The organism is Nocardia sp. CNY236, assembly GCF_000482385.1.
GTDB lineage: Bacteria > Actinomycetota > Actinomycetes > Mycobacteriales > Mycobacteriaceae > Nocardia.
The window spans coordinates 1-26,187 of sequence record NZ_AXVD01000029.1; the positions used below are offsets into that span (position 1 = coordinate 1).

At 65.8% G+C, this 26,187-nt stretch carries 25 protein-coding genes; 8 read left to right on the top strand and 17 right to left on the bottom strand.

From position 1 onward, the window contains the following. The first annotated feature begins 507 nt into the window (after nucleotides 1–507). Nucleotides 508–843, top strand: a complete 336-nt coding sequence (locus tag K940_RS0115785; protein ID WP_155980906.1) for a hypothetical protein — start codon at nucleotides 508–510, stop codon at nucleotides 841–843. Nucleotides 844–881: 38 nt separating this feature from the next. Here K940_RS0115785 and K940_RS0115790 read toward each other — a convergent pair whose 3' ends face one another. Next, nucleotides 882–2,051 carry a thiolase family protein gene (locus K940_RS0115790; RefSeq protein ID WP_028478336.1) on the bottom strand — a complete coding sequence of 390 codons (1,170 nt, stop codon included), beginning with the start codon at nucleotides 2,049–2,051 and terminating at the stop codon, nucleotides 882–884. 93 nt (nucleotides 2,052–2,144) lie between these two features. On the opposite strand from K940_RS0115790, the gene K940_RS0115795 reads away from it, so the two are divergent. Next, a complete protein-coding gene (locus tag K940_RS0115795) occupies nucleotides 2,145–2,663 on the top strand; it encodes a helix-turn-helix domain-containing protein (RefSeq protein WP_028478337.1) in 519 nt (172 codons plus the stop codon). An 18-nt stretch (nucleotides 2,664–2,681) separates the two neighbouring features. On the opposite strand, the gene K940_RS0115800 is transcribed toward K940_RS0115795, so the two are convergent. Then, nucleotides 2,682–3,758: an ABC transporter ATP-binding protein gene (locus tag K940_RS0115800; protein ID WP_028478338.1), complete on the bottom strand. Its 1,077-nt coding sequence runs from the start codon at nucleotides 3,756–3,758 to the stop codon at nucleotides 2,682–2,684. 217 nt (nucleotides 3,759–3,975) lie between these two features. Between K940_RS0115800 and K940_RS31705 the strand changes: the two genes are divergently transcribed. Together K940_RS31705 and K940_RS0115810 are read left to right on the top strand one after the other, a co-directional pair. Continuing rightward, nucleotides 3,976–4,272, top strand: a complete 297-nt coding sequence (locus K940_RS31705) for a hypothetical protein (RefSeq protein WP_081706403.1) — start codon at nucleotides 3,976–3,978, stop codon at nucleotides 4,270–4,272. A 303-nt stretch (nucleotides 4,273–4,575) separates the two neighbouring features. After that, nucleotides 4,576–6,642, top strand: a complete 2,067-nt coding sequence (locus K940_RS0115810; RefSeq protein ID WP_028478340.1) for a PhoX family phosphatase — start codon at nucleotides 4,576–4,578, stop codon at nucleotides 6,640–6,642. Between the two features lie 22 nt (nucleotides 6,643–6,664). On the opposite strand, the gene K940_RS0115815 is transcribed toward K940_RS0115810, so the two are convergent. Both K940_RS0115815 and K940_RS0115820 read right to left on the bottom strand, forming a co-directional pair. Next, nucleotides 6,665–7,417: a glycoside hydrolase family 25 protein gene (locus K940_RS0115815; RefSeq protein ID WP_028478341.1), complete on the bottom strand. Its 753-nt coding sequence runs from the start codon at nucleotides 7,415–7,417 to the stop codon at nucleotides 6,665–6,667. 69 nt (nucleotides 7,418–7,486) lie between these two features. Next, nucleotides 7,487–8,821, bottom strand: coding sequence for a glycogen debranching protein (locus K940_RS0115820; protein WP_028478342.1), 1,335 nt, complete (start codon nucleotides 8,819–8,821; stop codon nucleotides 7,487–7,489). 73 nt (nucleotides 8,822–8,894) lie between these two features. Here K940_RS0115820 and K940_RS0115825 point away from each other — a divergent pair, with 73 nt between their 5' ends. Further along, nucleotides 8,895–9,593, top strand: a complete 699-nt coding sequence (locus K940_RS0115825; protein ID WP_028478343.1) for an SDR family oxidoreductase — start codon at nucleotides 8,895–8,897, stop codon at nucleotides 9,591–9,593. A gap of 42 nt (nucleotides 9,594–9,635) precedes the next feature. Here the strand turns inward: K940_RS0115825 and leuS are convergent, their stop codons facing one another. Next, nucleotides 9,636–12,482, bottom strand: coding sequence for a leucine--tRNA ligase (gene leuS / locus K940_RS0115830; RefSeq protein ID WP_028478344.1), 2,847 nt, complete (start codon nucleotides 12,480–12,482; stop codon nucleotides 9,636–9,638). Nucleotides 12,483–12,704: 222 nt separating this feature from the next. Here leuS and K940_RS0115835 point away from each other — a divergent pair, with 222 nt between their 5' ends. Continuing rightward, nucleotides 12,705–13,112 (top strand): SdpI family protein, encoded by a 408-nt coding sequence (locus K940_RS0115835; protein WP_028478345.1) that lies wholly within the window; start codon nucleotides 12,705–12,707, stop codon nucleotides 13,110–13,112. Nucleotides 13,113–13,152: 40 nt separating this feature from the next. On the opposite strand, the gene K940_RS0115840 is transcribed toward K940_RS0115835, so the two are convergent. From K940_RS0115840 to K940_RS0115875, 8 genes are all read right to left on the bottom strand, one after another. Beyond that, nucleotides 13,153–14,208, bottom strand: coding sequence for an aminotransferase class I/II-fold pyridoxal phosphate-dependent enzyme (locus K940_RS0115840; protein WP_081706404.1), 1,056 nt, complete (start codon nucleotides 14,206–14,208; stop codon nucleotides 13,153–13,155). Beyond that, nucleotides 14,205–15,221 (bottom strand): 3-oxoacyl-ACP synthase III family protein, encoded by a 1,017-nt coding sequence (locus K940_RS0115845; protein ID WP_028478347.1) that lies wholly within the window; start codon nucleotides 15,219–15,221, stop codon nucleotides 14,205–14,207. Before K940_RS0115845 ends, K940_RS0115840 begins: the two co-directional genes overlap by 4 nt. Nucleotides 15,222–15,228: 7 nt before the next feature. Then, complete coding sequence (locus K940_RS0115850) at nucleotides 15,229–15,888, bottom strand: SRPBCC family protein (RefSeq protein ID WP_028478348.1); 660 nt, start codon at nucleotides 15,886–15,888, stop codon at nucleotides 15,229–15,231. A gap of 46 nt (nucleotides 15,889–15,934) precedes the next feature. Continuing rightward, nucleotides 15,935–17,620, bottom strand: coding sequence for a thiamine pyrophosphate-binding protein (locus tag K940_RS0115855; protein ID WP_028478349.1), 1,686 nt, complete (start codon nucleotides 17,618–17,620; stop codon nucleotides 15,935–15,937). Nucleotides 17,621–17,751: 131 nt separating this feature from the next. Then, complete coding sequence (locus K940_RS0115860) at nucleotides 17,752–18,492, bottom strand: anti-sigma factor (protein ID WP_028478350.1); 741 nt, start codon at nucleotides 18,490–18,492, stop codon at nucleotides 17,752–17,754. Then, nucleotides 18,489–19,025 (bottom strand): sigma-70 family RNA polymerase sigma factor, encoded by a 537-nt coding sequence (locus tag K940_RS0115865; protein WP_255342600.1) that lies wholly within the window; start codon nucleotides 19,023–19,025, stop codon nucleotides 18,489–18,491. The genes K940_RS0115860 and K940_RS0115865 overlap by 4 nt, the downstream gene beginning before the upstream one ends. Nucleotides 19,026–19,175: 150 nt before the next feature. Then, entirely contained in the window at nucleotides 19,176–19,808 is a 633-nt protein-coding gene (locus K940_RS0115870) for a YqgE/AlgH family protein (protein ID WP_028478352.1), read from the bottom strand. Between the two features lie 104 nt (nucleotides 19,809–19,912). Continuing rightward, complete coding sequence (locus tag K940_RS0115875; RefSeq protein WP_028478353.1) at nucleotides 19,913–20,224, bottom strand: GNAT family N-acetyltransferase; 312 nt, start codon at nucleotides 20,222–20,224, stop codon at nucleotides 19,913–19,915. Between the two features lie 87 nt (nucleotides 20,225–20,311). Between K940_RS0115875 and K940_RS0115880 the strand changes: the two genes are divergently transcribed. Beyond that, nucleotides 20,312–21,448 carry a glycerate kinase gene (locus K940_RS0115880; protein WP_028478354.1) on the top strand — a complete coding sequence of 379 codons (1,137 nt, stop codon included), beginning with the start codon at nucleotides 20,312–20,314 and terminating at the stop codon, nucleotides 21,446–21,448. On the opposite strand, the gene aroQ is transcribed toward K940_RS0115880, so the two are convergent. After that, a complete protein-coding gene (aroQ, locus tag K940_RS0115885; protein WP_051407245.1) occupies nucleotides 21,449–21,958 on the bottom strand; it encodes a type II 3-dehydroquinate dehydratase in 510 nt (169 codons plus the stop codon). It lies immediately after the preceding gene. A gap of 61 nt (nucleotides 21,959–22,019) precedes the next feature. Further along, nucleotides 22,020–22,610 carry a hypothetical protein gene (locus K940_RS0115890; RefSeq protein WP_028478356.1) on the bottom strand — a complete coding sequence of 197 codons (591 nt, stop codon included), beginning with the start codon at nucleotides 22,608–22,610 and terminating at the stop codon, nucleotides 22,020–22,022. 359 nt (nucleotides 22,611–22,969) lie between these two features. Between K940_RS0115890 and K940_RS0115895 the strand changes: the two genes are divergently transcribed. Further along, a complete protein-coding gene (locus tag K940_RS0115895) occupies nucleotides 22,970–24,646 on the top strand; it encodes an NTF2-like N-terminal transpeptidase domain-containing protein (protein WP_051407246.1) in 1,677 nt (558 codons plus the stop codon). Nucleotides 24,647–24,656: 10 nt separating this feature from the next. Here the strand turns inward: K940_RS0115895 and K940_RS0115900 are convergent, their stop codons facing one another. Both K940_RS0115900 and K940_RS0115905 read right to left on the bottom strand, forming a co-directional pair. Next, nucleotides 24,657–25,022: a DUF3054 domain-containing protein gene (locus K940_RS0115900; RefSeq protein WP_036528819.1), complete on the bottom strand. Its 366-nt coding sequence runs from the start codon at nucleotides 25,020–25,022 to the stop codon at nucleotides 24,657–24,659. 75 nt (nucleotides 25,023–25,097) lie between these two features. Beyond that, complete coding sequence (locus tag K940_RS0115905; RefSeq protein ID WP_028478359.1) at nucleotides 25,098–26,186, bottom strand: YbhN family protein; 1,089 nt, start codon at nucleotides 26,184–26,186, stop codon at nucleotides 25,098–25,100. Between the last annotated feature and the right edge of the window lies 1 nt (nucleotide 26,187).

The window sequence follows — 26,187 nt, forward strand, 5'->3', positions numbered from 1 at the left end:
CAAACGAGTTCGGAGTTGTTCTAATGACTTCGTCAAATCTGACCAGAGTTATTTTCAGATGAGGTGATCGTATGCGTACTCTTCGTATCGTGTCCGCCGGCTTTGCTGCGCTCACAATGGGCGCCGCTGTAGCCAGTGGAACGGCTGTAGCAGCTCCGTTGTCCCTGGAACCAGCTGCCCCGGCGACGCAGATTCAAGAGTCCGGGAGTGGGAGTAGTGGCACTGGTAGTGCCGATGCTCTGTTCAGTACCGCCAGCGCGGACCTGCTCGTTGATTTCCTGCGCGGGTGCATGGGTCGCCCGCCCGAGGCCTGCTGAGCCTGCAATTCCGGCACAGTGCCGAATTCGGAAAGTCATAGCTCCGAACACGCGGTCGAGAATCCTGGAGATCGGACCGAAGTGCCGCATTCGGCCGAGAGTGGACGAAGCTCGACGAGTAGGTCGAGTCGATACCGTGTCGTGAACTCGGGCGAATGCCCCGAGACTACGGTGCGGTCATGCTGGAGTGGTGATTCGGAACCTGCGGCGGCGATCGGCCGAACCCCTACGGGTGATGTCGGGGTCGGTGATCGCCCTCGGGCTCGCGTGGTTCGCGGCCTCGTTCGTCTCGCTCTATGAGAGCGTCACCTACGACCGAGACGGGCGTGGCGAGGAATATCTGATCTGGGCGCAGCTTCTCGCCTGGACGGGGATCGCTGCATCCCTGCTCGCGGTGATGTTCTGGATGGGGTTCAAGGCGCGGACTCGCCAGCCGATTGCCTGGACTCCGTTGCTGGCGGTGCCGCTCGTCGTCGGATCCTGGGTGGTCGGCTTCTTGGTCGCGATTGTGCTCGCCTCGATCTGAGCGCGGTGCCTACCTCTTGAAGGGCGCCGCGCAACCGATCAGAGTCGCTCGAGCACGGTGGCGTTGGACAAGCCGCCCGCTTCACACATGGTTTGCAGGCCGTAGCGGGCGCCGCGCTCCTGCATCGAGTGCACCAGGGTGGTCATCAGGCGAGCGCCAGAGGCGCCGAGTGGGTGCCCGAGCGCGATGGCACCGCCATTGACATTGACCTTGTCCATATCCGCATTCGTGTCGTGCGCCCAGGCCAGTACGACCGGTGAAAACGCTTCGTTGATCTCGATCAGGTCGATATCCGACAGCTGCAGCCCTGCCCGCTGCAGCACCTTCTTGGTCGCGGGGATCACCGCGGTCAGCATCAGCAGCGGGTCGTCGCCGGCCACTGCGAAGCTGTGGAGCCGGGCCAGCGGCTTACGCCCGAGTTGCGTGGCGCGCTCGCTGGTCATGATCAACATCGCCGCACTGCCGTCGCTGATCTGACTGGCGCTCGCCGCGGTGACTTCCCAGCCGATCTGTGGAAAACGTGCGGCCATCTGAGGGTCGTAGTAGGCGGGCCGCAGCGTCGAAAGAGTCTCCAGTGTGCTGCCGGTTCGGATGCCCTCATCGCCTTCGAGACCGTTGATCGGCGCCAGTTCCGCGGCGAACTGCCCGTTCTTGGTGGCCGCAGCAGCCTTGTCGTGGCTCGTCAGCGCGAATTCGTCGAGCTGGGTGCGGGTCAGTCCCCATTTCGCTGCGATCAATTCCGCGCTGATGCCCTGCGGCACCATCTCGTCGGGATAGCGCTCGGTGAACGCGGCACCGGTGACATCTTCCGCGCCGATCAGGTTGGCGCCCATGGGAACCCGTCCCATCGACTCCACGCCCGCCGCTATCACGATGTCGTAGGCGCCGGCGATCACGCCCTGCGCGGCGAAGTGAATCGCTTGCTGGCTGCTGCCGCATTGCCGGTCCACCGTGGTGGCGGGCACGGTTTCGGGAAACCCGGCGGCCAGCGCGGCGCGACGGGTCATATTCGAGCCCTGCTCGCCGACCTGCGTGACGATGCCGCCGATCACGTCGTCGATGAGTACGGGATCGATGCCGCTGCGGTTCACCACCGCACGCAGGCTGTGGGCCAGCAGATCCACTGCGTTGACATCGTGCAGTGCGCCGTTCGGCTTGCCCTTGCCGATCGGAGTGCGTACCGCTTCGACGATCACCGCGTCTCTCATGGTGTTTCCTTCCGGACTGCCAGCCAGGCAGGCTCGCCTGGCTATAACACTATATAGCCAGGCTGGCTATACTTTGTGCAAGTAAGGCCGGCTATGATGTTCGTCATGGCAGCAGTGATGGAAGGGCCGTTGGCCGACCTGAGCGCATGGCAGACCGATGACTGCTCGATAGCGAAGGCGTTCGAGGTCGTCGGCACCCGATCAGCGGTGCTGATCCTGCGAGAGGCGTACTACGGAACCCGGCGGTTCGACGGATTCGCGCGCCGGGTGCAGATCACCGATGCCGCCGCCGCTGCACAGTTGCGCAAGCTCACTCGGGCCGGCTTGCTGGAGAAACAGCCCTATCGAGACGAAGGCAAGCGCACCCGGCACGAATACGTGCTGACCCCGATGGGGCGTGACCTGCTGCCCGCCGTCCTGGCCCTCATGCAGTGGGGCGACGCCTATCTGCAACCGGGTCCGCCTCCACTGCAGTTGGTCGACGCGGTGACCGGCGCTGCAGTCCAAGTGCAGGTACGCAGCGAATCCGGTCACGAAATCGATCTCGAGGAGTTGGGTGTGCGGCTCAACGAGGAGTATGTCGTGGCGCGGCAGCAGCGACCGAGTCGGTAGCCGCGCCGTCGGTGAGTGTCACTGGAGTCGACCTCCGTCTACACCGAAGAAGTACACGTGTTCCGGGTCGGCGCCGAGTCGAACACGGACGCCCTTTGCAGGCGGGTTGCGCCAGTCGGCGCGTGCCACGATTGTGGGCTCGGCGTCGTTGCCCTCGGTGACGGCCCGGCCGTAGATGTAGGCATCCGAGCCCAGTTCTTCCACCACGTCGACCTCCATCTCGACTCCGGAGCCGTTGTTCAGGTCGAAATGCTCGGGACGAATGCCCATCGTCACGGTGGTTCCCGCCGCGTCGGCGACCGATCGCGGCAGTCGGATCGCATGGCCGCCCAGCGTTACCGCACCCTCGGCGACCGGGAGTGTGAACAGGTTCATGGCAGGTGAGCCCATGAAGCCCGCGACGAACAGGTTCGCCGGGTCGCGGTACAACTCACGCGGCGCGGCGCATTGCTGCAGCAAACCGTCCTTCAGAACGGCGACCCGATCGCCCATGGTCATCGCCTCGACCTGGTCGTGCGTGACGTACACCGTGGTGGTGCCGAGCCTGCGTTGCAGCTGCGCGATCTGGGTGCGAGTCTGAACCCGCAATTTCGCATCCAAGTTGGACAGGGGTTCGTCCATCAGGAACACCTGGGGTTGCCGCACGATCGCGCGTCCCATGGCGACTCGTTGGCGTTGCCCGCCCGACAGCGCCTTCGGTTTGCGGTCCAGGTACGGTTCCAGATCGAGCAGCTTGGCCGCCTCCAGGACCCGCTTGCGTTGCTCGTCCTTGGCGACCTTCGCCAGTTTGAGGGCGAAGCCCATGTTCTGCGCGACGGTCATGTGCGGGTAGAGCGCGTAGTTCTGGAAGACCATCGCGATGTCGCGCTCTTTGGGCTCGGCGTGCGTCACGTCGTTGTCGCCGATCAGAATGCGACCCTCGCTGACTTCCTCCAACCCGGCGAGCATGCGCAGCGAGGTCGATTTCCCGCAGCCGGACGGTCCGACCAGAACGAGGAACTCGCCATCGTCGATCCGTAGGTTCAACCGATCCACCGCGGGCGTGCCGGCGCCGGGGTAGCGTCGTGTCGCGTGGTCGAAGGTCACAGTGGCCATGACGAACTAACATCCCATCCCGGCGGGAACGAGCCGGACGATCCGAACAAGGGGCGGACAGATCCTACTGGGTTGCGCGCCGCACCGAACGCACGATGTCGCCGATTCTCACTGCGTGGTCGGCCCCGCTCGGGCATGCACACTCGATATTGATGCATGAATGCTAATATGTGATCGATCACACTCTTGCTGATCACCGTAGGAAGGAGGGAGCTCCATGACCGCAGCGCATCAGCAGCACACGGGTCACGACCATGCGCACGGCCCGGACTGTGGGCACCGCGCCATTCGGCACGGCGACCATCTCGACTACGTGCACGACGGTCACCTGCACCGCGAACACGAGGGGCACTACGACGAATGCGAGCCGGCTGGGCACACCGAGTGCGCCGATCACCCGCACCGCCACGGCCCCGAGTGCGGCCATGAAGCCGTCCCACACGGCGACCATCTCGACTATGTGCACAACGGCCACCGTCACGCGGCCCATGACGATCACTACGACGACCACTGAGTCGGTGGCCACCGTGTCGGCGACCACCCAGTCGACGACCACCATGTCGTCGGTGGTCGGTCCTTCGCGGGAGCCCTAGCCCCCGAACACCGGATCTCGATCCCCTCGACGCGCGTGGTCGAGGGGATCGACCGTGTGTGCCGGCGCCCGCCCGACGACAACCCGACGGTCGTGGCCGCGTCCTTCGGGCACCTCGTTCGAAGCCTGGGAACCGCGCCTGTTGGTTGGCTGTTCACACAGTCGTCTCTTCTGGATGGTTCGAATGCTCTACCGTGCGGCCGTCAGCCCAACCCAGGAGTCACCGTGAGTTTGCAACCACTCTCCCTTTTCGTGACGCACGACGGTCGGTCGTCGCGCGCGAATATCACGTGTGCCTACAAGTGCGCGCAAGCGTGCTTTCACGAGGCGCCCAACACCTCGTCCAACGCCTACTTCGGGGATATCGTCAGCTCGCTCAACCGGCGTGGACTGCTCAAAGGCGGGGCGGCCACCGTCTTGGCGGTCGGCGCGGGGACGGTGTTGGCGGCCTGCGGCGACGGCGGCGAATCGGCCGCCCCCGCATCGACGTCGCCCGCAGGCCCGGCCCCCGCGGGTACCGATTTCACCGCCGTCGCGCCGAACACGCACGATGCCGTGGTGATCCCGGAGGGCTACGACCAAGCCGTCGTGATCCGCTGGGGTGACCCGCTGTTCCCGGACGCCCCGCCCTTCGACTTCGACCGGCAAACCGCCGCTGCGCAACAGCTCCAGTTCGGCTACAACAACGACTTCGCCGCGTTGTTGCCGATCGAAGGCAAGCCCAACGGTTACCTGCTCGTGGTCAACCACGAATACACCACCGGTCCGAATATGTTTCGCGACTACGACGAGGACGCACCAACCGACGAACAACTCGCGATCACCCTGGCAGCACATGGATTGACCGTGGTCGAGGTTGTCGGGGAATCCGGTTCGGGCAAGCTGGTTCCCGCGTTCGGCAAGTACAACCGCAGGATCACCGCTACCACCGAATTCACCTTGACCGGTCCGGCGGCCGGCAGCGATTTCCTGAAGACTTCGGCCGACCCGACCGGTACCGCAGTACTGGGCACGTTCGCTAATTGCGCGGGTGGCGCCACACCATGGGGCACGGTGTTGTCCGGTGAGGAGAACTTCAACGCCTATTTCGCCAACGGAGACACCGTGACCGATCCAGCCGCTGTGGCCCGGCTGAAGCGCTATGGCTTGACCAAAGGCACGACCTCCAACAAATGGGAGCGTGCCGACAAGCGCTTCGATCTGGCGCAAGAGCCCAACGAGGCCAACCGATTCGGCTATGTCGTCGAGGTCGATCCCTGGGATCCGAACTCGACGCCGATCAAGCACACCGCGATGGGCCGGCTCAAGCACGAAGGCGCCAGTGTCTACGTCACGCGAAACGGCAACGTCGTCTCCTACACCGGTGACGACGAAAGATTCGACTACATGTACAAATTCGTGTCCTCGCGCAAGATTCAGCCCGGCGCGGGCGCGGCGAGCATGCGGCACAACCTGACCATCTTGGATGCGGGCACACTGTATGTCGCACAACTCACCGGTGATCACCCGGTCAAGATCGACGGCACCGGCGCTCGGCCGTCGGAGGAAGGCTTCACCGGTACGGGCCGATGGATTCCGTTGCTGGAAACCGGCGCCGACGGTGTGGGCAGGTCGCTGGTCGAGGGTATGAGCGCCGAGGAGGTCGCGGTCTTCACCCGGTTGGCGGCAGACAAGGTCGGCGCCACCAAGATGGACCGTCCAGAAGACTTCGAGGCCAACCCGCACACCGGCAAGGTGTATGTCGCGCTGACCAACAACAGCAAGCGCGGCGCCGAGGGGAAGCCGGGCGCCGATGAGGCGAACCCGCGTGACCTCAACAAGAACGGCCAGATCCTGGAGATCGACGACGATCACACCGGGACCACGTTCACCTGGTCGCTGCTGTTGGTCTGTGGCGATCCCGCCGCCGCGGACACCTACTACGCCGGATTCGACAAGTCGGCGGTCAGCCCGATCTCCTGCCCGGACAACCTCGCCTTCGACGCACACGGAAACCTGTGGGTCTCCACCGACGGCAACGCCCTGAAATCGAACGACGGGTTGTTCTCCGTGGTGCTCGACGGGCCGAACCGCGGCCAGACCAAGCAGTTCCTCACGGTCCCACGCGGCGGGGAGACCTGTGGCCCGGTGATCACCGAATCGCGGGTCATGGTGTGCGTGCAGCACCCCGGTGAGTCCGACGACGCAACTGCGGACAACCCGTTGTCGAATTGGCCCGACGGAGGCGCCGCGCAGCCGCGTCCCTCGGTGGTCGCCGTGTGGAAGCAGGGCGGCGGCCGAATCGGGGTGTGACAGCGTCTGGCCCGACGACGGCTCATCGTCCGTGGCCGGCGCTGCTCCTGCGTGAGGTCATGTTCGCGAACGCGGCGAAATCACCCTGGGCGCCGCTGTACACATTGAGGTCGGTGGGTCCTGCGATGCCGGGGATACGACCACTGTCGGTGGTTTGCCAGAACGTCCACGCGGCCCAGCCCCCCGGCACTTCGGGGTGCGGGTTGTCGCGGTAGTCGGCAATCCACAGCGGATGGTCGGAGAACTCGGTTGTGTCGGCCATCGCGCTGCGCCAGAAGGCGGGGTAGGTATAGATGATCGGCACCCGGCCGGTGAGGGCTCTGACCGTGGTCAGATAGCGGCGGGTCCAGTCGATCAGGGCGTCGGGACCCAGTCCGCCGGTGGTCTCGAGGTCGAGCACGGGAGGCAGGTCGAGCGGCCCGTTCTGCCCGAGCACCACGGCCGCGTACAACGCTGCCTGGGGTTCGGGCGGAAGATCGGGCCGGGCGTAGTGATAGGTCCCCCGTGCCAGGCCCGCGGCGCGCATCAACACGCTGTCGGGTATGAAGTAGGGGTTGATGTAGCTGAGTCCTTCGGTCGCCTTGACCATGGCGAAGTCGTAACCTGCGCGTTTGACGGCGAACCAGTCGATCAAACGGCTATCGGTGTGTTGCCAAGACGAGACATCGGGGCCGCTGGGCGCGGCGGTTGCGGGCAGGGCAGCGATCAGCGCGCCGGACAGGGGGATCACCGAGAGCGCTACACCGCGGCGGATGGTCGATCTCCACATAGCCATGCCGACCGACGATAGCTTTTTGATCCGATTGTGACCAGTATTACTAACGGATTGGTTGCTGGAGGCGTGTCATCCTAACCAATCCAATACGGACGCGGCCGTCCACGATTGCTGCATACTACCCAGTGGTTCTCCGGTGAACGGCTCGTAGTATTCGGCGAAACTGCCGTCACTGGCTTGGCGCAAACCCTCGGCGCGCAATGCGAGCGAACGTTCCGCCCAGCCGCGCCGGGCGAAAATCCAGGAGAACAGCCAGCTCATCACCGGCCACACCGGTCCACGCCAGTATTCGCGCGGCCTGAAGTCCTTCGACACGGGCGAGGTCGACGGCGGCAGCGCGTAGCGCAGATCCGGATGTCCACAGAACCGGGGGCCGTCGAACAAGCGCAAGAGATTGCGCTCGGCATCGCGGGGCAGTCCGCCGCACAGCAGCGGCGCGAACATCGCCAGCGTCTCGGTATCGATCCACCGTTGCAGCCGGACGTCGAAATCGCGGGCCGCACCGGTGCGCGCGTCGGTGGTCGCGACGACCCCGGCGCGGAAACGATCGGCCCACGCGTACAGGTCGCGCACGTCGGCGTGCGGTTGCTTGTACTCTTCGCCGATATTGGCCAAGACTTCGCAGGCCAGCGCGAAAATTCCGGTGACGAACACATCCTCGACGGCGAAGCTCATGGTCGAGGCGAGTTGGTAGTCGTCGTAGTTGGCGCGGCGCATTTGCTCGACCAGCCACAGATAGCGGTCGTAGTCGCGGTCGCTGGGGCGTTGCGTCGGGTCGACGACGAGCACGTCCTCGCGGCGGTAGGGAGGCAGATCCCCAGGGACCACGTGCTCGTAGGCGCGATCCCAGCGCGGGGAGTTGTCCATTCCGGACTCCCAGCCGTGATAGAGCGTGATTCGGCCGGTCTGCTTGGGGTCGCGCGCGGATGCCAGCCAACGGTGCCAGCGCACGAGATCCGGCCAGCGCCGATCGAGGAATTCCTCGGCCACCGACCTGGTGGTACGGCCTTGCCGGCGTGAGTGGTCCAGGATGCGCTGCACAGCGATGGCGTGGACCGGCGGTTGGGTGATCCCGGAGGTGTCCGGACCCTCGGGCGCATTGGCAGCCAGCCTGCGACACTCCCAGCGGGCCGGACCGGGAAAGTATCCGTCCACACCGTTGGCGAACACGATGTGGGGGATCATGCCGTTGTTCCACTGCGCCGACAGCAGCGTGTCCAGCTCGATCACCGCCCGTTCCACGCTGAGCGGGGCCAGCCCCACCGCGACGAAGGCCGCGTCCCAGCTCCACATGTGTGGATACAGGCGCGGCGCGGCGCTGGTCATTGTGCCCAGGTCGTTGCCACGCAGCAGGTAAGCAGCGCGGGCGGCGAGCTGAGTGGGGGCGAAGCCCGGATGTGCCATGTTCATATTCTGCGATGCCCCGGGTGATATGTCCGCTCAGGTATGCGTGTCAGGGCACCGTTACCGTGGGCCCATGACTTCAGGCGCGTCTTCGAAACCGACCGCGTTGATCACCGGCGCCAGCCGTGGACTCGGCGCAGCCATCGCTCGTGAGCTCGCACCCAGCCATGATCTGCTGCTCGGGGCCCGATCGCCGCAGTCGCTACGCGGCATCCTGGCCGAGCTTCCGACTGCCCAGGGGTGGCCGGTCGAGCTGACCGACTATCCGGCCGTCGCCGCGGCGGCCGAGTCGATCCAACGGCTCGACGTGCTGGTGCACAACGCCGGTATCGCCGACATCGGCGCGATTGCGGATACAGCGGTCGAGCAATGGCGAAAGATCATGGAAGCCAATGTGTTCGCGGTGGCCGAACTGACCAGACTGTTGCTTCCCGCCCTGCGGGCCGGCGCCGGCCATGTCGTGTTGATCAATTCGGGTGCCGGCCTGCGTGCGAGCGCGGGCTGGGCGGCGTATGCCGCGAGCAAGTTCGGGTTGCGCGCCTTCGGCGATGCGCTCCGGCTCGAAGAACCCCGGCTGCGGGTGACATCGATTCATCCGGGGCGCATCGATACCGATATGCAACGCGCGATCGTCGCCAGCGAAGGTCGCGAGTACCACGCCGAACAGTTCCTCGCCCCGCAGACGGTGGCGCGCGCTGTGCGCGTCGCCATCGACACCCCGCGTGACGGGCATCCCACCGAGATCGTGCTGCGACCGTCCGCGTCGGTGTGACGCACCCGCCGGCGCAGCGGCATTCGCCGCGCCGACCGGGACTCAGGCGACGATGTTCACCAGGCGTCCGGGCACCACGATCAGCTTGCGCGGTATGGCTCCGTCCAACAGCGTGGCGACCTTCTCGTCGGCCAATGCGGCCGCTTCGATCGTCGCGTTGTCGGCATTCGTGGTGACCTGGATTCGACTGCGCACCTTGCCGTTCACCTGCACGGGATACTCCACGAGTTCGTCGGTCAGCAGCTCGGGATCGGCGACCGGGAATGGACCGTGTGCCAAGGATGTGGTGTGGCCGAGGCGGTTCCACAGTTCTTCGGTGATGTGCGGCGCCAGCGGTGCCAGCATCAGTACCAGCGGTTCCACCACCGACCGGGGAGCGCCGTCCGGGTAGGTCTTGGTCAGGTGGTTGGTCAGTGTGATCAGCTTGGCGCCCGCCGTGTTGTCACGCAAGGCGGCGAAATCCTCGTCCACCGCTGCAATCGTCTTGTGCAGCAGGCGCACGGTCTCATCGGTCGCCGCGGCATCGGCGACCCGCAACTGGCCGGTCTCCTCGTTCACCACCAAGCGCCACACCCGTTGCAGGAACCGGTGGGCGCCGATGACGTCCTTGGTCGCCCACGGTCGCGACGTGTCCAACGGACCCATGGCCATTTCGTAGAAGCGGAAGGTGTCCGCGCCGTAGAGATCACACATCTCGTCGGGCGAGATGGCGTTCTTCAGCGACTTTCCGATCTTGCCGTACTCCTGGAAGACCTCGATCTCGTCCCCGGCGCCCGTCGGCCAGAAGAACCGGCCGCCGCGCTCCACGACATCGGCCGCGGGCACATAGGCACCGCGATCGTCGGTGTAGGCGTGCGCCTGGATGTAGCCCTGGTTGAACAGGCGTCGATACGGTTCGGACCCGCTGACCTCACCCAGGTCGAACAGCACTTTCTGCCAGAATCGTGCATAGAGCAGATGCAGTACCGCATGCTCGACGCCACCGACGTACAGGTCCACGCCGCCGGGATCGTTCGGGCCACCGACCTCGGTGCGTGGACCCAGCCAGTAGGCCTCGTTCTCCGCAGCGCAGAAGGCTTCGCTGTTCCTCGGGTCGGTGTAGCGCAGCTGGTACCAGGAACTACCCGCCCAGTTCGGCATGACATTCGTGTCGCGCCAGTAGGTCGCGGGTCCGTCGCCGAGATCCAGTTCGACTCGCACCCAATCGGTGGCCTTGGCCAATGGCGGCGACGGCTCGGAGTCGGCGTCGTTGGGATCAAAGGTCACCGGCGCGAAATCGTCGAGGTCCGGAAGCTGCACCGGCAGCATGGATTCCGGCAGCGCGTGCGGTGCTCCCTGGGCGTCGTAGACGATCGGGAACGGCTCGCCCCAGTAACGTTGGCGAGCGAACAGCCAGTCGCGCAGCTTGTACTGCACAGTGCCGGCGCCGTGGCCGTCGGATTCCAGTCGAGCGATCACCCGCGCGGTGGCTTCCTGCACCGACAGCCCGTTCAGATAGTCGGAATTCACCAGTTCGCCAGCGCCGGAGTAGGCCGCGACGCCGACATCACCACCGGAGATGACCTCTTTGATCGGCAGACCCAGCGCGGTCGCGAAATCCCAGTCGCGCTGATCGTGCCCCGGCACCGCCATGATCGCGCCGGTGCCGTAGCCGCTGAGGACGTAGTCGGCGATGAAGATCGGCACCGGTGTGCCGTCGACCGGGTTCACGGCATAGCTGCCGAGGAAGACGCCGGTCTTCTCCTTGTTCTCTTGACGTTCCAGATCCGACTTGGCCGCGATTGCCGCGCGGTAGGCCGCAACGGCGTCCGAGGGCGAGGCGGTCGGGCCATTGGTCCAGCGCGGGTCGACATTCTCCGGCCATGCCGCAGCGGTCAACGCATCGACCGATTCGTGCTCGGGCGCCAAGACGAGGTAGGTCGCGCCGAACAGTGTGTCGGGTCGAGTGGTGAAGACCTCGATCTGTTCGCCGTCGGCATCGAACCGCACCTGCGCGCCGCGAGAGCGACCGATCCAGTTGCGCTGCATGGCCTTCACGTTCTCCGGCCAATCCAGGCGGTCCAGATCGTCGACCAGTCGGTCGGCGTAGGCGGTGATGCGCATCATCCACTGCCGCAGACGTTTACGGAACACCGGGAAGTTGCCACGTTCGCTGCGGCCTTCGGCGGTGACCTCTTCGTTCGACAGCACGGTTCCCAAGCCGGGACACCAGTTGACCACCGAATCCGTTTGGTAGACCAGGCGATACGAGTCCAACAGTGCGCCGCGTTCGGCTGCGCTCAGGGCGCCCCACTCCCGCCCGTCCGGAATCGGGCGTGCACCGGAGGCGAACTGATCACGCAACTCGGTGATCGGGCGGGCGCGATCGGAGTCGTGGTCGTACCAGGCGTTGTAAATGCGCAGGAAGATCCACTGGGTCCAGCGGTAGTACTCTGGGTCCGTGGTCGCGAACGAGCGGCGTCGGTCGTGCCCGAGCCCGAGCCGATCCAGCTGGCGCTGCATGGTGGCGATATTCGACTCGGTGGTGTCGCGCGGATGCGCGCCGGTCTGCACCGCGTACTGCTCTGCGGGCAGTCCGAAGGCGTCATAGCCCAGCGCGTGCAGTACGTTGCGGCCGTGCATGCGGTGGTAGCGGGCGAAGACGTCGGTGGCGATATAGCCGAGCGGATGTCCCACGTGCAGACCGGCGCCCGACGGGTAAGGGAACATGTCCTGCACGAACAGCTTGTCCGCCGGGGTCGGGCCGGCCAGTGCGCCCACCGGGTTCGGCGCATGGAATGTGCCGCGCTCGTTCCACGTCCGCTGCCACCGGCGTTCGATGCGTCCGGCAAGCTCCGCGTTGTACCGATGCTCTGGTACATCGCTGTCGGTTGCACGTGTGTCCTGCACGGTCCTGCCTTATCGTATGGTCGCCGCGGTTGATCGCCGATCCCTGACAAACTTCGTCTAACAGGGTAGAGCGTCCGGTCGGCGGGACCGAAAATCGGGCTGTCGGGCCCTTCGGCCGTGTCCATCGGCCGTGTCCATCGGTGAAGCCCATCGCCGACCGGTGTGGCGATCGCCGCATCGCCCGGAGCCGATTCCTCGGTGTGGATGCGTTAGCCTGCGAGGATGGTCGTCGTCGCTTCCGTCTTGTTGGTGCTGGCACTCGTCGCTGTCGTCACCGGCGCACTCGGGTTGGCCGGCCGGTTGCCACGCAATCGTTTCTTCGGGGTCCACACCGAAGCCGCGTTGTCGAACGACGAGGCGTTCCGCGTCGCCAACCGGGTCGCCGCCCCCACCTCGATCGGGGCCGGCGCGCTGCTGTTCGCCGGCGGTTTGGTCGTCATGGCTGCCGGCGGTGTCGCTGCGGTGGTGCTCGCCACAGCCGCCGCGGTCGTTGCGCTGTTCGCCCTCGGCGCCGGCGCCAACGCGGCAGCCCAGGTCGCTGCCGCCGTCGCCGGGCCTACCGAGGACACCGGCTGTGGCCAGTCGTGTGGTGCGTGTTCACTGCGCACCGTCTGCCAGCCCGCCACCTGATCGATCGAGCCCGGCGGTCCCCCCGTCGGTGGCGGGCACCTCAGCCGCTGTGCGATGGCGGACGTGGGGCGGGAGTGAGGGCCCGGAGGACAGCGCGGTCGGCGGCCGGGTCGCCCACCGCGACACGGGCGCTGCCGTCGGCGTAGGACTTCCCGGCGATTCCGGCGCGACGCAGCGCCGTGGTGACGCCCGGGCCGGGCAGGTACAAGAAGTTGGCCTGGCTTTCCGGTACCGCGATCCCGCGTGCCCGTAGTTCCGCGCGGACCACGTCGCGCTGCTCGGTGATGCGGCGGGTTCGTGTGATGAGTTCCGATTCGGCGGCGTAGGAAGCGGCCACTGCGGCCACTGCGGCCGTACTCACCCCGAACGGAAGTTGCAGTCGGTGGACTCGTGCGATCAACTCGCTCCTACCCAGGGCGTATCCGATGCGCAGCCCGGCCAACCCGTACGCCTTCGAAAAGGTCCGAAGCACGAGCAGATTTGCATGCCGTGCGATCAGCGGCCGCAGGTCGAAGCAGTCCGCGGCGCCCAGGAATTCGACGTAGGCCTCGTCGAGAATCACCGGCACCCGGGCAGGCACCTCGGACAGAAACGCAATCAGCTCGTGCGCTGGAATCACCGTGCCGGTCGGGTTGTGCGGACGGCACACCACGACCAACGCCGTTCGAGTGTCGATGGCTCGCAACATTGCCGGCAAGTCGTGATCGCCGTGGGAGTCCAACGGCACCGGTACGGTGTGCACCCCCGTCATCTCGGCGATGATCGGATAGCCGTCGAATGTCGGTGTGCCATGAACCATCCTGCTCCCGGGCGTGGCCAGCGTCTGTAGGATCTGCATCGCCACACCGGTGGCGCCAGCGCCGACTACCACCTGATCTGCGCGTACTCCCAGCCGTTGGGCGATCAAGGTCGGCAATCGGCGGGGCACGAACTCGGGGTATCGGTTCGCCTGCGCCGCCGCCTGCTGGATCGCGTATCGCACCGAAGGTAGCGGTGGGAACGGATTCTCGCTCAGGCTCAGGTCGAATCTCGTCGGCACCCGCGTGGAATGTTGGCGCCGGGACGGTCGCGTGTTCTCGGCGAAGCGCACGCTCATCGTGCCGCTCCCCAGCGCACCGCGGCTGCTGCCGCGAAATCGCCCGCGTGCGCGAATGCGGCCATCAACACCAACGACCCATTGGGCAGTCGGCCTGCCCGGTTCTCCACGTCCAAGGTCACCGGAATGGCGGCGGCGAAAAGGTTTCCGCAGGAGTCGAAGGTATCCGGGTGCCGCTGGGGTGACAGCTGCAGAGCATCGCGCCAGTTGCGCAGAAACAGCCGATTCGGTTGGTTGGTGACGAAGGCGTCGACTTCGCTGCCCTTGACCCCGATTCGGTCGCAGACCGCGAGCGCCACCTCGGGAACCAGGCGGTTGCCCCGCGCGAGCACCTTGGTGACCTTGGATTCGGTGAAGCTCACACAGCTCTGTCCCTCGCCGGGTTCCCAGTACCGGCGCTCGCCATTGGTGGAAAACTCCATGTCTCCTGCGAATTCGGGGTAGGTGCGGAATTCGACGTCGAGAACGGGCGCGCTGTCGTCCTTGCGGAGCAGTCCGACTCCGCAGCCGTCTCCGGGCACCGGCGCCTGCGCCAGCTTGCGGATCTCGGTTTGCGTGAACACCGGTCCCGCGCAGTTCTGCGAGACCGCGATCAAGGCGGTGCGGGCCGAGGTGGACTGCAAGATCATCCGGGCCATCGCCATCATGTGCACGAATGCCGCACACCCGCCATTGTGTATGTCGTACACGAACGAGGGACGGATACCGAGTCGTCGCGCCACCTCGGGGCCACACCCGAGCACCGGGTTGTCCGGTAGTTGGGTGTGGGTGAGCAGCACATCGACATCGGCGATCGCGTCATCACCGTGGCGCTCCCGCAGCGGCACAGTGGCCTGCTCGATCATGTCCACCGCGCTCTCGTCGCGACTGACATGGTGTCGGCTTTTCGGTGAGCGGAACATGACGTTCTTCGCCATACGGTCCGAGCGAGAGAACTGGGTGAAGTACTCGGTGCCGACCGGTTCACCAGGCAAATAGCTGGCCACGTCGACCAAGCTGACCGTGGGCGTCATAGTCTGGTCACCTCATCCAGTCGGGCTTGATGGGCAGGCCGTGTGCGGCCCGGTATTCGCAGATCGCGGTGAGATTGTTCATCTCCAGTTGGTGACCCGCCGAGAACATCTCCCAGAAATCGCCGACCCATACCGGTCGATCCGCGGGCGCGGTCTGCGGATACGGGTTCTCGTCGTAGAAAGGGTGCTTACAGTTGACCCACAAGACGACCGAACCCGGCTTGTCGAAGACCACCTGCGCGTCGACCACTCGCAACAAATAGATCATCCACAGGTGTCGGCTCTGGTCCCACGCGCAGTGGTAGTCGACCGTCATCGCATCCGGATTGGCGACGGTGCGGGTGAAGATCTTGGTCTCGGAGCCCAGCCGATCGTAGGCAACCCACAATCCGGGTTCGTCGGAGGGCTCGAACCCGCGCAGGCTGTAGGTCCATTCCTCGAGTGACCTGGCATCGGCGAGGTATTCGTACACTTCCCGCGGTGGCGCGGCGATGTAGCCCTGTACCGGGCAATACTCGCCGTAGATCTGGTCGTGGGGATACACCGATCGCAGCATGTCCATGATGATCGGTGTGGTCGCGTCCTTGTCGGAGTTCTCGATCCGCACTACGTCGGGTACCGCATCCGGCGGGATGTCGCGCAGTGCGGGCAGGGAACTGGTCGTCATGGGTGCTCCTTTCGGCAGGCGCCAGCGTCGGCTGGGTTGCCGCGGGTCACGGGCCGCTGGATTGTTCGACAGCGGTGAGAAATGGTAGGAACGGTGGGATCTCGTCGGGGTCGCATTCGATCGAAACGAAAGCCGGCCCATCGGTTTCCCAACACTGGCGCAGCGCCGCAGCCAGTTCTTCGACGGTCTGTACCGAGAACGTGGGCAGGTCGGGGAACATCGCCGCCATACCCGCGCCGAGGTGGGTAGGGCGAAATCTGTTGAAGCTGTAGCGGTTTCGATAATACAGCTGTTCCCTGGTGACGCACATCGCATGCGCATTGTTGTTCGGCACGACAAAGGTGACCGGCAATCGGTACTCGATTGCGGTGTGTACTTCCATGCCGTGCATGTAGAACGCGCCGTCTCCCCCGATGACCACTGTGCGCCGCGCATCGTTCGCGCGTGCGTTCCGCGCGAACGATGCGCCGATTCCGGCGCCGAATGCGTATCCCATCCCGCCCATCCCGAGCGCGACCACGAACCGTCCGTCGCGCGGAACCCGCAGGTGATGCACTACGGCTGCCCCGGTATTGCCCGCGTCCGCGAAGACGGCAGTGCCCTCGGGTAGCGAAGCGCCGATCGTCTCGACCAGATCCCGGTAGCGCAGGCCCTGGCCGCGGTTGCGCGGCACAGGCAACGGTGTCAGCGGTGCCGGCGCGTCGAGGCGTTCGGATTCCGCTTCGCCGCCGGGTACGCCGTTGGTGAGGTCGGCCAGGGTGCGCGACAGGTCGGTGCTGGTCGCGTGGATCGCCTGCAGGTACGGTGGTGCGGCTCCGATGCTCACCACCGTCCGCTCGGCGAGTGCCGTTTCCAGGCCGGCTCGCGCGGGAACCGGCAGTCGGGTGCCCACCAGCAGGCACAGGGTCGCAGACCGGATGGCCGTTCCCAGGTCGGGATGGCCCATGGTGCCGGCCACCCCACAGAACCTGGGATCGGCATTGTCGTAGACGTCCTTCGCATCGGGTGCGACCCCCACGACGGCGTCCAGTGACGCGGCCGTGCGGGCCAGTGCGTCGCGTGCATCGTCGCGCGCGACCTGGTCACCGGCGATGATCACGACCTTTCCGGCCTCTCGAGCGGTGTCCAGTACCGCGCGTACGCGCGCGATGCCGCTGCGGTCGAGTCGATGTGTTCGGGGTGGCGGGCGAAATGGTGCGGCATCGGCCAGTTCGGCTTGTTGGACGTCTTTGGGTAGCAGCAGTACCGCAGGGCCGCCGCGCCGAGCGGCGGCCACTGCCCTGGTCAGCTGATCGGGTAGGTCGCGGGCGGTACGCACGCGGGCGCAGTAGGTGCTGACCGCGCCGAACAGATCCACCGCGTCGATCGCGCCCGCGCGTCCGCTGGTGTCCTGGAAGGCGCCATTGCCTTCCGAAGCGGTCGGAGGTTGCCCGACCAGCGCGAGCACGGGAACCCGCGAGGCGAACGATTCGGCCAACCCGGCTACGAGATTCATCGCGCCGCCTCCGGAGGTGGACGCGACCACCCCGCACCCGCCGGTGGTGCGCGCGTATCCGTCGGCCATGGTGGCCGCGGAGAACTCGTGCTTGGCGATCACGCCGGTGACGTCGTCGGGCGCATCGAAGATCGCGTCGTACAGGTCCTCGATATTGGCGCCGTCCACACCGAAGACGTGGCGCACGCCGAGCGCCGCGACGGCGTGCACCAGATAGTCCACGACCCGAGTCGGCATAGGCACTCCTTCGCGCTGGATGAGCTGTCTACACGAGTGATACGGGTGCGGCCGTCGAATGGTTCAATATTTGGCTACTCGGATCCATCGGGTTGCGTCCGACCATCGGGTTGCCTCGGACGAGCGCTTGATCAGACCCTGCCCATCAGCACCACTGCGCCGGTCTTGACGGTCCGAATCTCGACCGAGCGGATCTGGTCGGGCGTGTCGTCGACGGTTCGATCGAAGGTCAGCTCGGTGCCGGGACCGGCCGGCCACTGTGCCAGCTGCTGTTGGCGGCCGTCGGCGTGCGTGACATACAGGGCGAAATTCCAGTTGTACTTTTGCTCGCTCGGTCCGTAGCTGCACGACATCACCACTCGCGTCATGTTGCCGTCGGGAATGAGTTTGAAGCTCGCGGTCACCGGGGTCGGCGACAGCGGATCCATTCGTCGCTCGGCGAAGACCTGTTGGGAAACGCCGTCCGACTCGGTCGTATCGGACACCGTCACAGCGATCGGCACCGCGATGGCCACGGCCGCTGCGGCCGCGGCAACGGCTGCGCCCACCGACACCCATCTCGACCGTCGGCGGCGGCGCTCGGTGGCAGCGACAAGTCGCGGCAGCATCCGCGGTGACGACGTCTGTGGCGCCGGCGCAGCCGGTTCGGGGACGCTCTCGGCCACCTCGGGGGGCGGTTCGATCATCGACAGCGCGGTCTCGGTATCCACCATCGCCATCAGGCCGGGCAGTCCTGCGAGTTCGGCCACCGAGGTTCGGCAATCGGCGCAAACCGCGAGATGGCCCTCGTACTCTTGCCGCTCGTCGCGGCTCAGGGAGCCGAGCACATACGACGCATCCCACATGGCGTAGTCATCGGCGATGTCCGTCATGTGTTCGTCACCCCCATCTCCTGTAGTGCGAGTCGCAGGGCGCGCATGCCGTAGTGCATCCGGGATTTCACCGTTCCCGCCGGAATGTCGAGTTCTTCGGCGATCTGGTGCGTGGACAGGCCGCGGTAATAGGCGCGCACGATGACTTCGCGATGGTCCGTGCTGAGCTTGCCGAGCGCATCCGCGACCAACCAGCCGTCCAAGGCGCGGTCGGATTGGTCGGGGAAGGGTTGTTCCGGTGGGCTGTCGGTGCGGATTTCGCGCCGGCTGCGGGCGCTACGGTACTCATCCACGGCGATATTGCGCGCCACGGTGAACAACCATGCGCGCGCCGAGGCCGTGGACTGATCCAAGACCTTCGGCCGTTGCCATGCTCGCAGCAGGGTTTCCTGCACGATGTCCTCGGCCCGTCCCGGATCCCGGACCAGGCCGAGGGTGTATCGCCACAACGCCATGGCATGTTCGTGATAGATGGCCTGCATCAAAGTGGACGGATCCGTGGATCGGCCGTCGTTGCCTCGTCCTCGGCGCACAGGTGCATACCTCTCCGCTGGTGGTGCGGGGACTATGTGCGGGCGCAGCTGACCTGTCACCCATGCTCGGGCCGATTCACCGGGGGGTTCTCATGCCGTGTTCTCCTTCGGTCTGTCGTTCTCTTTCGGTCTGCCGAGGAATACACGGTCTCAATTGCGTTCGAGTTCAATCGGATGGGTGGCGAGCAGCGAGAGGGGTAGCGGTTGACGGCGCAGGACGTCCGCCCAGAGGTCGGCACGCCCGGTGCTGATCGGATCGGACGGCAATGCCGACAACACGATCCAATCGTCGTTGTCGAGTTCGCCTTCCAGTTGGCCGAAGGTCCAGCCCGCGTAACCGGCGAATATCCGGATGCCTTCCACCACGGAACCGATCTGCTCCGGATCGGCGTCGAGGTCGACCAACACGATCCGTCCGTCGATGCGTCGGAGCCCGGCAGCGCTGTCGATGCGCACTCCGACGCGAACGGTACCCAGGCACAGCGCGGCGTCTCGCTTCACCGGACCACCGACGAACAGTGTCCGGGGCGCTGCGACCGCATCCGTCCACTGGGGCAGGACTTCGTGTACGGCGGTATCGCTCGGGCGGTTGAGTACCACCCCGAGGCTGCCCGCCTCGTTGTGCTCGATGATGTAGACGACGGTGCGCCGGAACGTCGGCTCGACCAACTCCGTGGCCGAGACCAACAATGTGCCGGCGCGGACCGCTTGGTCGCCGCGCCGTCTGCGTTCGCCATGCCCGCCGCGAGTCTGCCGATCGTCCGGGTCTTCTGAGCGTGCCACTCCGCCATCATCTCAGCTGTTCGGTGATAATGCGTGCCTCGTGGCCTACTTCTGTGCGCGCGTCGCGCCACCCGGAGTCGGCCCGGCCAGCGCGGACCGACGAGTCACTGTGGCAGGTGTAGCCGATCGCGAGCCCAGTGCGGCACCATCGAAAGGTACTCGGGGCGCGTCTCGATGAAGTGGTTGACCATGGGACACATGGGTAGTGCGCCGAGCTTGTCGTCGCGGGTGCTGTTCAGTGCGGTCTCGACCAACAACGCCCCGTACCCCTGGCCTTGGTACTGCGGGTTGATTTCGGTGTGCACGAAAGCACGTTCCGACGCCGTGTCCTGATACTCGGCATAGCCGACGATTGCGCCGTCGACGTAGATCTCGAAGCGTTCCAGTGCAGTGTTGTTACTGACCTCGGTCGACATGGCTCGACGCTACTCTGTCGGCCGGAATCCGAGAAATACGGCAGCCGCGGGAATGCGCAGGTGCCCGTCCCGTCGGACAATGAGGACATGACGCGCGTGTCGCCGGCCCGAGTGTTGCTCGCCCCCGACAAGTTCAAGGGATCGCTCACCGCGGCACAGGCGGCGTCGGCATTGGCTGCGGGGTTTTCCCGCAGTGCGCCAGGTGTCCTCGTGCGGCAGGTGCCGGTCGCCGATGGTGGTGACGGCACGGTCGACGCCTTGGTGGCTGCGGGGTGGACGCGCGTCGATATGACCGCCCCGGGGCCGACCGGTCTGCCGCGCCATACGTCCTACGCCCGGCATGCGGCGACCGCGGTGGTGGAATTGGCTGCAGTGGTGGGATCGGCCGCGCTGCCCGGCGGGCGACTCGAACCGTTGACGTCGAGCACGTTCGGTCTCGGCGTCGTCGTGGCGCACGCGATGGACCACGGCGCCACGCACATCGTGCTCGGTGTGGGTGGCAGCGCCTCCACCGATGGTGGCGCGGGCATGCTCGAGGCGCTCGGCGCCCGCATCCTGACCGCCGAGGGCGCGCCTGTGCCCGCCGGCGGGGCGGCCTTGGCGCGCGCAACGCGATTGGACCGCTCGGGACTGCATCCCAAGGTGGCCGCCACGACGTTCACCGTGGCCTGCGATGTCGACAACCCGCTGCTCGGGCCACGCGGGGCCGTTGCGGTCTACGCGCCGCAGAAGGGCGCCGGCCCGGCGGATCTCGGCATTCTCGAATCGGCGCTTGCTACCTGGGCCGGTGTCGTCGGCCCCGAATTCGTCGACCGGCCGGGTGCAGGCGCCGCGGGAGGTACCGGTTTCGGTGCGCTCGCCGTTCTGGGCGCGCACATGCGCAGTGGCATCGAGGTCGTGCTCGACTTGCTCGAGTTTCGTGCATTGCTCGCAACCACGACTCTCGTGGTCACAGGTGAGGGCTCGTTGGATCGCCAAAGCCTGCACGGCAAAGCGCCGTTCGGCGTGTGTGCGGTCGCGCGCGCCGCACACGTCCCGGTAATCGCCGTCGCAGGTCGCGCACTGCTGGAGCCCGGTGAGATCGCGGCCGCGGGGTTCGCCGGTTGCTATTCGCTCGCCGAGATAGAACCCGACCCGCGCCGGTCGATGGCATCGGCGGCGGCGTTGCTCGACCGTGTCGCCGGGCGGATCGCGATCGAATGGCTCGGCGCCCCGACCCGGTGATCAGCCGCGGTTGCTCGTGGATGGCCGATCGAGTCGGCGCGAACGGGAGAGAAATTCGATCGCCGCAGCGTAGCCATGGATGCCCATCCCCGCGATCACTGCGGTCGCGATCGGCGAAATATAGGAATGGTGCCGGAACTGTTCGCGGGCGTGCACATTGCTGATGTGTACTTCGACGATCGGGAGTTCGGGAATCACCAACGCGTCACGCAGCGCCACCGAGGTGTGGGTGAGGCCGCCGGGATTGATCACGATGCCCGACTCTGCGCCGCGCGCTCGATGGATGCGCTCGATCAGTGCGCCTTCGTAGTTGGACTGGAAGGTGACGACCTCGTGACCGAACGTCGCCGCGGTCCGTGTGCACAGTTCCACTACGTCGTCCAGGGTTGCCGCGCCGTATACCTCCGGCTGCCGGGTGCCGAGCATATTGAGGTTTGGACCGTTGAGAACGAGAATCGGGCCCGCTGCCGGGCTGTGGGTCGTCCGGCCCGATGCCGGGCTGTGGGTCATCGGGCCCGATGTGGGGCCAGGGGTCTCGGCCATGGGGCAACCTTAGACTCGCCCCACGCGATCAGAGGCCACGCGGTCCTTCCGAGCGCAGGTCGTCGACCTTGCGCATGGCGTCGCGCAATTCCTCCAACCACGATTCCGCGTGCTTGCCTGCCAGCTTCACCGTCCAGGCCAATGCATCGGCGCGCGAGCGGGCAACGCCCGCGTCGACCAAGGTATCGAGGACCTTGCGTTCCGGCTGACGTAGCCGAGTCATGATCGGAACAGCCAGGTGAGTGAACATGATTCGCTCGCCGTCGACCGAGACCCCCCACGCGACGTTTCGCCGGTAGCGGTGCTGCGCTTCGGTGGCAATTCGCATCCGACTCGGTCGGGTGGATTCACGAAACCGTGCGACCGCGCCTTCCTTGGTGGCGCGTGGCACCTCCTCGGTCGGTGTGTCGCTCCCCTCGGACGTGGACTGTTCCAGCTGGGATATCGGCAGTTCACCGATGACGACGATTTCGTCCCGGTCCACTTCGACGATCGGGGTACCGGTGAACCACTCCTGTGGCAATCTTCCGGCGAACCAGTCGGGTGCGTCGGCAGCGTCGGGCAGATCGGCTTGTTGCCAACCGCCCGGTCGACCGAAACCGCGATGCTTACTCGTCATGAGTGATCACCCACCTATAGAGCTCCGATGCTGTCGATAATTACAAGATTACGCCGCAAATCGTGCGGTCGATTTCGCTGTGCGCGAACGTACCGGTGACATCGATGGATACCGTTCGTCGTGTCCGAGATGTCGGATATGGTGATTCACCTTGCAACTTCGCAGATTGCCTCGGTAGTGGCGTCGTTGTGCCACCCGTGACTGTCGAATGATGACGAAACATGCCTCGAGGTGGGTTGTCTCAGGGCGCAATCGGTTGCTGAGCATGGATAACGTCCGCGCTACGGTGCCATCGCGGTCTGATCTTTTCCGGTACCGTGTTCTTGTTGCTGGAGTGACAAGAGTGAAGAGTGGGCGATATGGATGTGTGGGGATCCCGCCGCCTGCGCGTTCGCGGTGTGATAGCACTGTTGGGGGTGGTATTGCTCGCGATCGCGCTTGGGTCGTGCGGGATGCAGGAGAAGCGGAGCGAAGCAGAAGCCGTCGTCGAGCGCTTCGCGGATCTGCTGGACGATCACAATTACGCTGGCGCCGCGGAGTTGACCTCCTACCCCACCGCAGCTACAGCAACATTAGAGCAAATGTTTGCCGGGCTTCGACCCGGCACCGTCGACTACCGCAAGACCCAGTTCATCGGTTTGGACGCGCACTCGGCGATCTTCAACATGGATGCGAACTGGAACTTCGGCGAGGACAAGAACTGGACCTATAGCGTGCGCGGCACCGTGCGCAAGCTGGCGATCGGTTGGCGGATCTCCTGGGAGCCCGAGGTCGTCATGCCGCAGTTGCGGCATGATCGAACCGTCCGATTGGTGCGCACCTTGCCATCGCCGGCGCCGCGGGTCACCGACATCCTCGGCGAGGCATTGATGACCGAGCAGACCATCAATGTCGTCAAACTCGATCCGGCAACCATGCCCGACCCGGTCGCGTCGACGAATGCACTGGCCAAGGCCATCGAGCCGGTCGCGCCACTGATCACGGGACCGTCGATGATGCGGCAGATCGCCACCGCGCACGGCAAGCCGGTGGTCGCGGTGAATCTGCGTGACGGCGATTTCGCCATTTTGAAACCACGAATCGCGACGATTCCCGGTGTGATCATGGAGAAACAGCCGAGGTTGATCTCTGTCGACCGCAGAGTCTGGTCGCCGCTATTGGACGCACTGCGCAAAGTGCACCGAGACAGTCAGCAGAAGTACTCCGGCTGGGGTGTCGAGCTTTTCGACGACACCGGCGAAGTGGTGACCCAACTCGCCGGTGAACAGGGACCGCCCGGGCCGGACATTGCGGGCACGATGGACCAGCGTTTGCAACGCGCTGCCGAAGATGCCGTGGTCAGCGTGGCCACACCGGCATCGATCGTGGCGATTCAGCCGTCGAGTGGGGCGGTGGTCGCGGTCGCGCAGAACAATCAGGCCAGCGATCATGGTCCGGTGGCGTTCACCGGACTCTATCCGGTGGGCGGCGCCATGGAGCTGTTTCGCGTGGTCGCCGCCGCGGACAAAGGAATTGCCCCGCACGAGGTTTCGGTGCAGGATGCGGTCGAGGCGGCCCCTGCGCTAGGGGTGGGTATCGACTTCCAGGTCCCCGGTCTGAACGAGGCAACCGGCCGGTTGGCTCTGGCAGGTCGTAGCGAGCCGGTGTTCCAGGGCAGTGGATCGGATGCCGTATTGGCCAGCACCTTTGGTATGGCGATCGCCGCTGCCACGATTGTGCGGGGGACGATACCCTCGCCGATGATCGAGGTCGGTCGTCCGGCCACCACCGAGGCTCGGCTCGAACCGTTGCCCTCGGGCGCTGTCGATCGGCTGCGTGGCGTGCTGCGTGATGCTACGAACGCGCCGGAGTTGGCGCGAGTGCGCCAGTACCGAGATGTCGTTGCCTATGCGGCGAAAGCAGGGTCGGACGGGTGGCTCATCGGGTCGATGGGTGATCTGGTGTTCGCTGTTCACATCGATGACGTGGACAGCACGAATGCGACGGCCCGGATGGCGGCCCGGATGCTGCAGTCCCTGGCGACATCGCAACCATAGCGACAGCGGACTACGGGCGACTCTGCCGTGCGGAGGTCACCGCGCGAAAGACCGCGCGCCAGCCCAGCAAGAACACCGCCAGCACAGTGCCGGCGACCAGTACGAAACTCACTGCGATGCCCTGACCGCTGAGCACTCGCAGCAGCATGCCGCCGGACAGCGTGGTTGCCCAGACCACAACGCCCGTGGGTACCAGCGCGGTGCCGGCGGGTCGCGTGGCGCTGCCCGAGGTTGCCCACCGGCGCGCGATGATCAGCCACCCGATGGCCAGTCCCGTCCCGAACGGCCACAGGGTACGCACCAAGCCGGCGAGCATCGCTTCGTCGTGGCTGCGTCTGCCGAGCACGCAGAAAAGGGCGACGAGTAGCACGTCCATCGCCAACGGGGCCAATGTCCTCACCCGGGCCAGGGTAGTGGGGCCGTGGCGCCGTACTCCGCGCACCGGCCCCGCTCACAGCCGCCGCTGCTCGAATTCCTTCGCCAGTTCCGCATCCCCGATCTGCGGTCGACGGAAAAGGAACAGAAAGATGACCCAACCGACAATCGCGACCAGGATGAAACTCACCATCCGGTAAACGAACGCTGCGGCGACAGCCTGCGTGGCCGTCAGCCCCGCCGCGGCGGTCAGACCATAGATGAGGGTTGCGTCGACATAGACGATCCCGCCGGGCGCGAACGGGATCGACCCGACGGCTTTGCCGGCGGCGAAGGCGAGCAGCAAGCCCGCGATGCGCGGATCGGCGCCGACCGCATAGCAGGCGACGCCCAGACAGGCGACATCGGCGAACCGATGGACCAGGGCCCAGGCCGTGACCGCCACACCGTCACGCGTGCCGAGGTCGACCGATTCGAGTTGCCGCAGCACGTCGGTGATCGCGCTCGCGCCGTGGTCCTGGGGGCGCTTACGCAACCGGTTCAGCAGCGCCAGTGCCCGACGCAACACCGTCTCGATCGAGCCGGGACGACGCGCGGCGTAATTACCCGCCCAGACCAGGGCGACCACGGCGACCAGCGACACGATCAATTTCAGCGGGCCGACCTGCCCACCGACCGCCAACGTGCCGCCCACTCCGAGTAGTGCCAATCCCACCGCGGCGACCACTCCGGAGAACAACAACTGCCAGGACGCCACGATCGGACTGGCTCCCCAGCGTCTGGTCTGGCGATAGGTGAAGGCGGTGGAGAACACTTGGCCCGCGGGCAGGGTCACCGCCATCGCGGTGGCGCCGTAGACCACCGCAGCCGATGTTCGCTGACCGACCGCGACCCCGCCGGCGTTGAGCAGCTGCTTCTGCACTCTGGCGAAGCCGCTCATCGAGACGGCCTGCAACCAGATCGCGGCCGCCACCCATCCCCAGTGAATATCGGTGAGTTTTCGCCACGACTCGTGCAGCCGTGGCCACAGATACACGCCCTCGATGATCAACAAGGCCAACAACGCGGCACCGAGAACCCACTTCGACCAGCGGAATCGACCGCGGTGGGAGGCCGCCGGGGGCGGCGACGCAGTTGCGCCTGCCGTTTCCCTCTTGGCGGTCACG

Bases quoted from the DNA above. Each gene is read 5' to 3' on its own strand.
- K940_RS0115790 (WP_028478336.1), bottom strand. From the start codon at position 2,051: ATGAGAGACGCGGTGATCGTCGAAGCGGTACGCACTCCGATCGGCAAG.
- K940_RS0115795 (WP_028478337.1), top strand. From the start codon at position 2,145: ATGATGTTCGTCATGGCAGCAGTGATGGAAGGGCCGTTGGCCGACCTG.
- K940_RS0115800 (WP_028478338.1), bottom strand. From the start codon at position 3,758: ATGGCCACTGTGACCTTCGACCACGCGACACGACGCTACCCCGGCGCC.
- K940_RS31705 (WP_081706403.1), top strand. From the start codon at position 3,976: ATGACCGCAGCGCATCAGCAGCACACGGGTCACGACCATGCGCACGGC.
- K940_RS0115815 (WP_028478341.1), bottom strand. From the start codon at position 7,417: ATGGCTATGTGGAGATCGACCATCCGCCGCGGTGTAGCGCTCTCGGTG.
- K940_RS0115820 (WP_028478342.1), bottom strand. From the start codon at position 8,821: ATGGCACATCCGGGCTTCGCCCCCACTCAGCTCGCCGCCCGCGCTGCT.
- K940_RS0115825 (WP_028478343.1), top strand. From the start codon at position 8,895: ATGACTTCAGGCGCGTCTTCGAAACCGACCGCGTTGATCACCGGCGCC.
- K940_RS0115835 (WP_028478345.1), top strand. From the start codon at position 12,705: ATGGTCGTCGTCGCTTCCGTCTTGTTGGTGCTGGCACTCGTCGCTGTC.
- K940_RS0115840 (WP_081706404.1), bottom strand. From the start codon at position 14,208: ATGAGCGTGCGCTTCGCCGAGAACACGCGACCGTCCCGGCGCCAACAT.
- K940_RS0115845 (WP_028478347.1), bottom strand. From the start codon at position 15,221: ATGACGCCCACGGTCAGCTTGGTCGACGTGGCCAGCTATTTGCCTGGT.
- K940_RS0115850 (WP_028478348.1), bottom strand. From the start codon at position 15,888: ATGACGACCAGTTCCCTGCCCGCACTGCGCGACATCCCGCCGGATGCG.
- K940_RS0115855 (WP_028478349.1), bottom strand. From the start codon at position 17,620: ATGCCGACTCGGGTCGTGGACTATCTGGTGCACGCCGTCGCGGCGCTC.
- K940_RS0115860 (WP_028478350.1), bottom strand. From the start codon at position 18,492: ATGACGGACATCGCCGATGACTACGCCATGTGGGATGCGTCGTATGTG.
- K940_RS0115875 (WP_028478353.1), bottom strand. From the start codon at position 20,224: ATGTCGACCGAGGTCAGTAACAACACTGCACTGGAACGCTTCGAGATC.
- K940_RS0115880 (WP_028478354.1), top strand. From the start codon at position 20,312: ATGACGCGCGTGTCGCCGGCCCGAGTGTTGCTCGCCCCCGACAAGTTC.
- aroQ (WP_051407245.1), bottom strand. From the start codon at position 21,958: ATGACCCACAGCCCGGCATCGGGCCGGACGACCCACAGCCCGGCAGCG.
- K940_RS0115890 (WP_028478356.1), bottom strand. From the start codon at position 22,610: ATGACGAGTAAGCATCGCGGTTTCGGTCGACCGGGCGGTTGGCAACAA.
- K940_RS0115895 (WP_051407246.1), top strand. From the start codon at position 22,970: ATGGATGTGTGGGGATCCCGCCGCCTGCGCGTTCGCGGTGTGATAGCA.
- K940_RS0115900 (WP_036528819.1), bottom strand. From the start codon at position 25,022: ATGGACGTGCTACTCGTCGCCCTTTTCTGCGTGCTCGGCAGACGCAGC.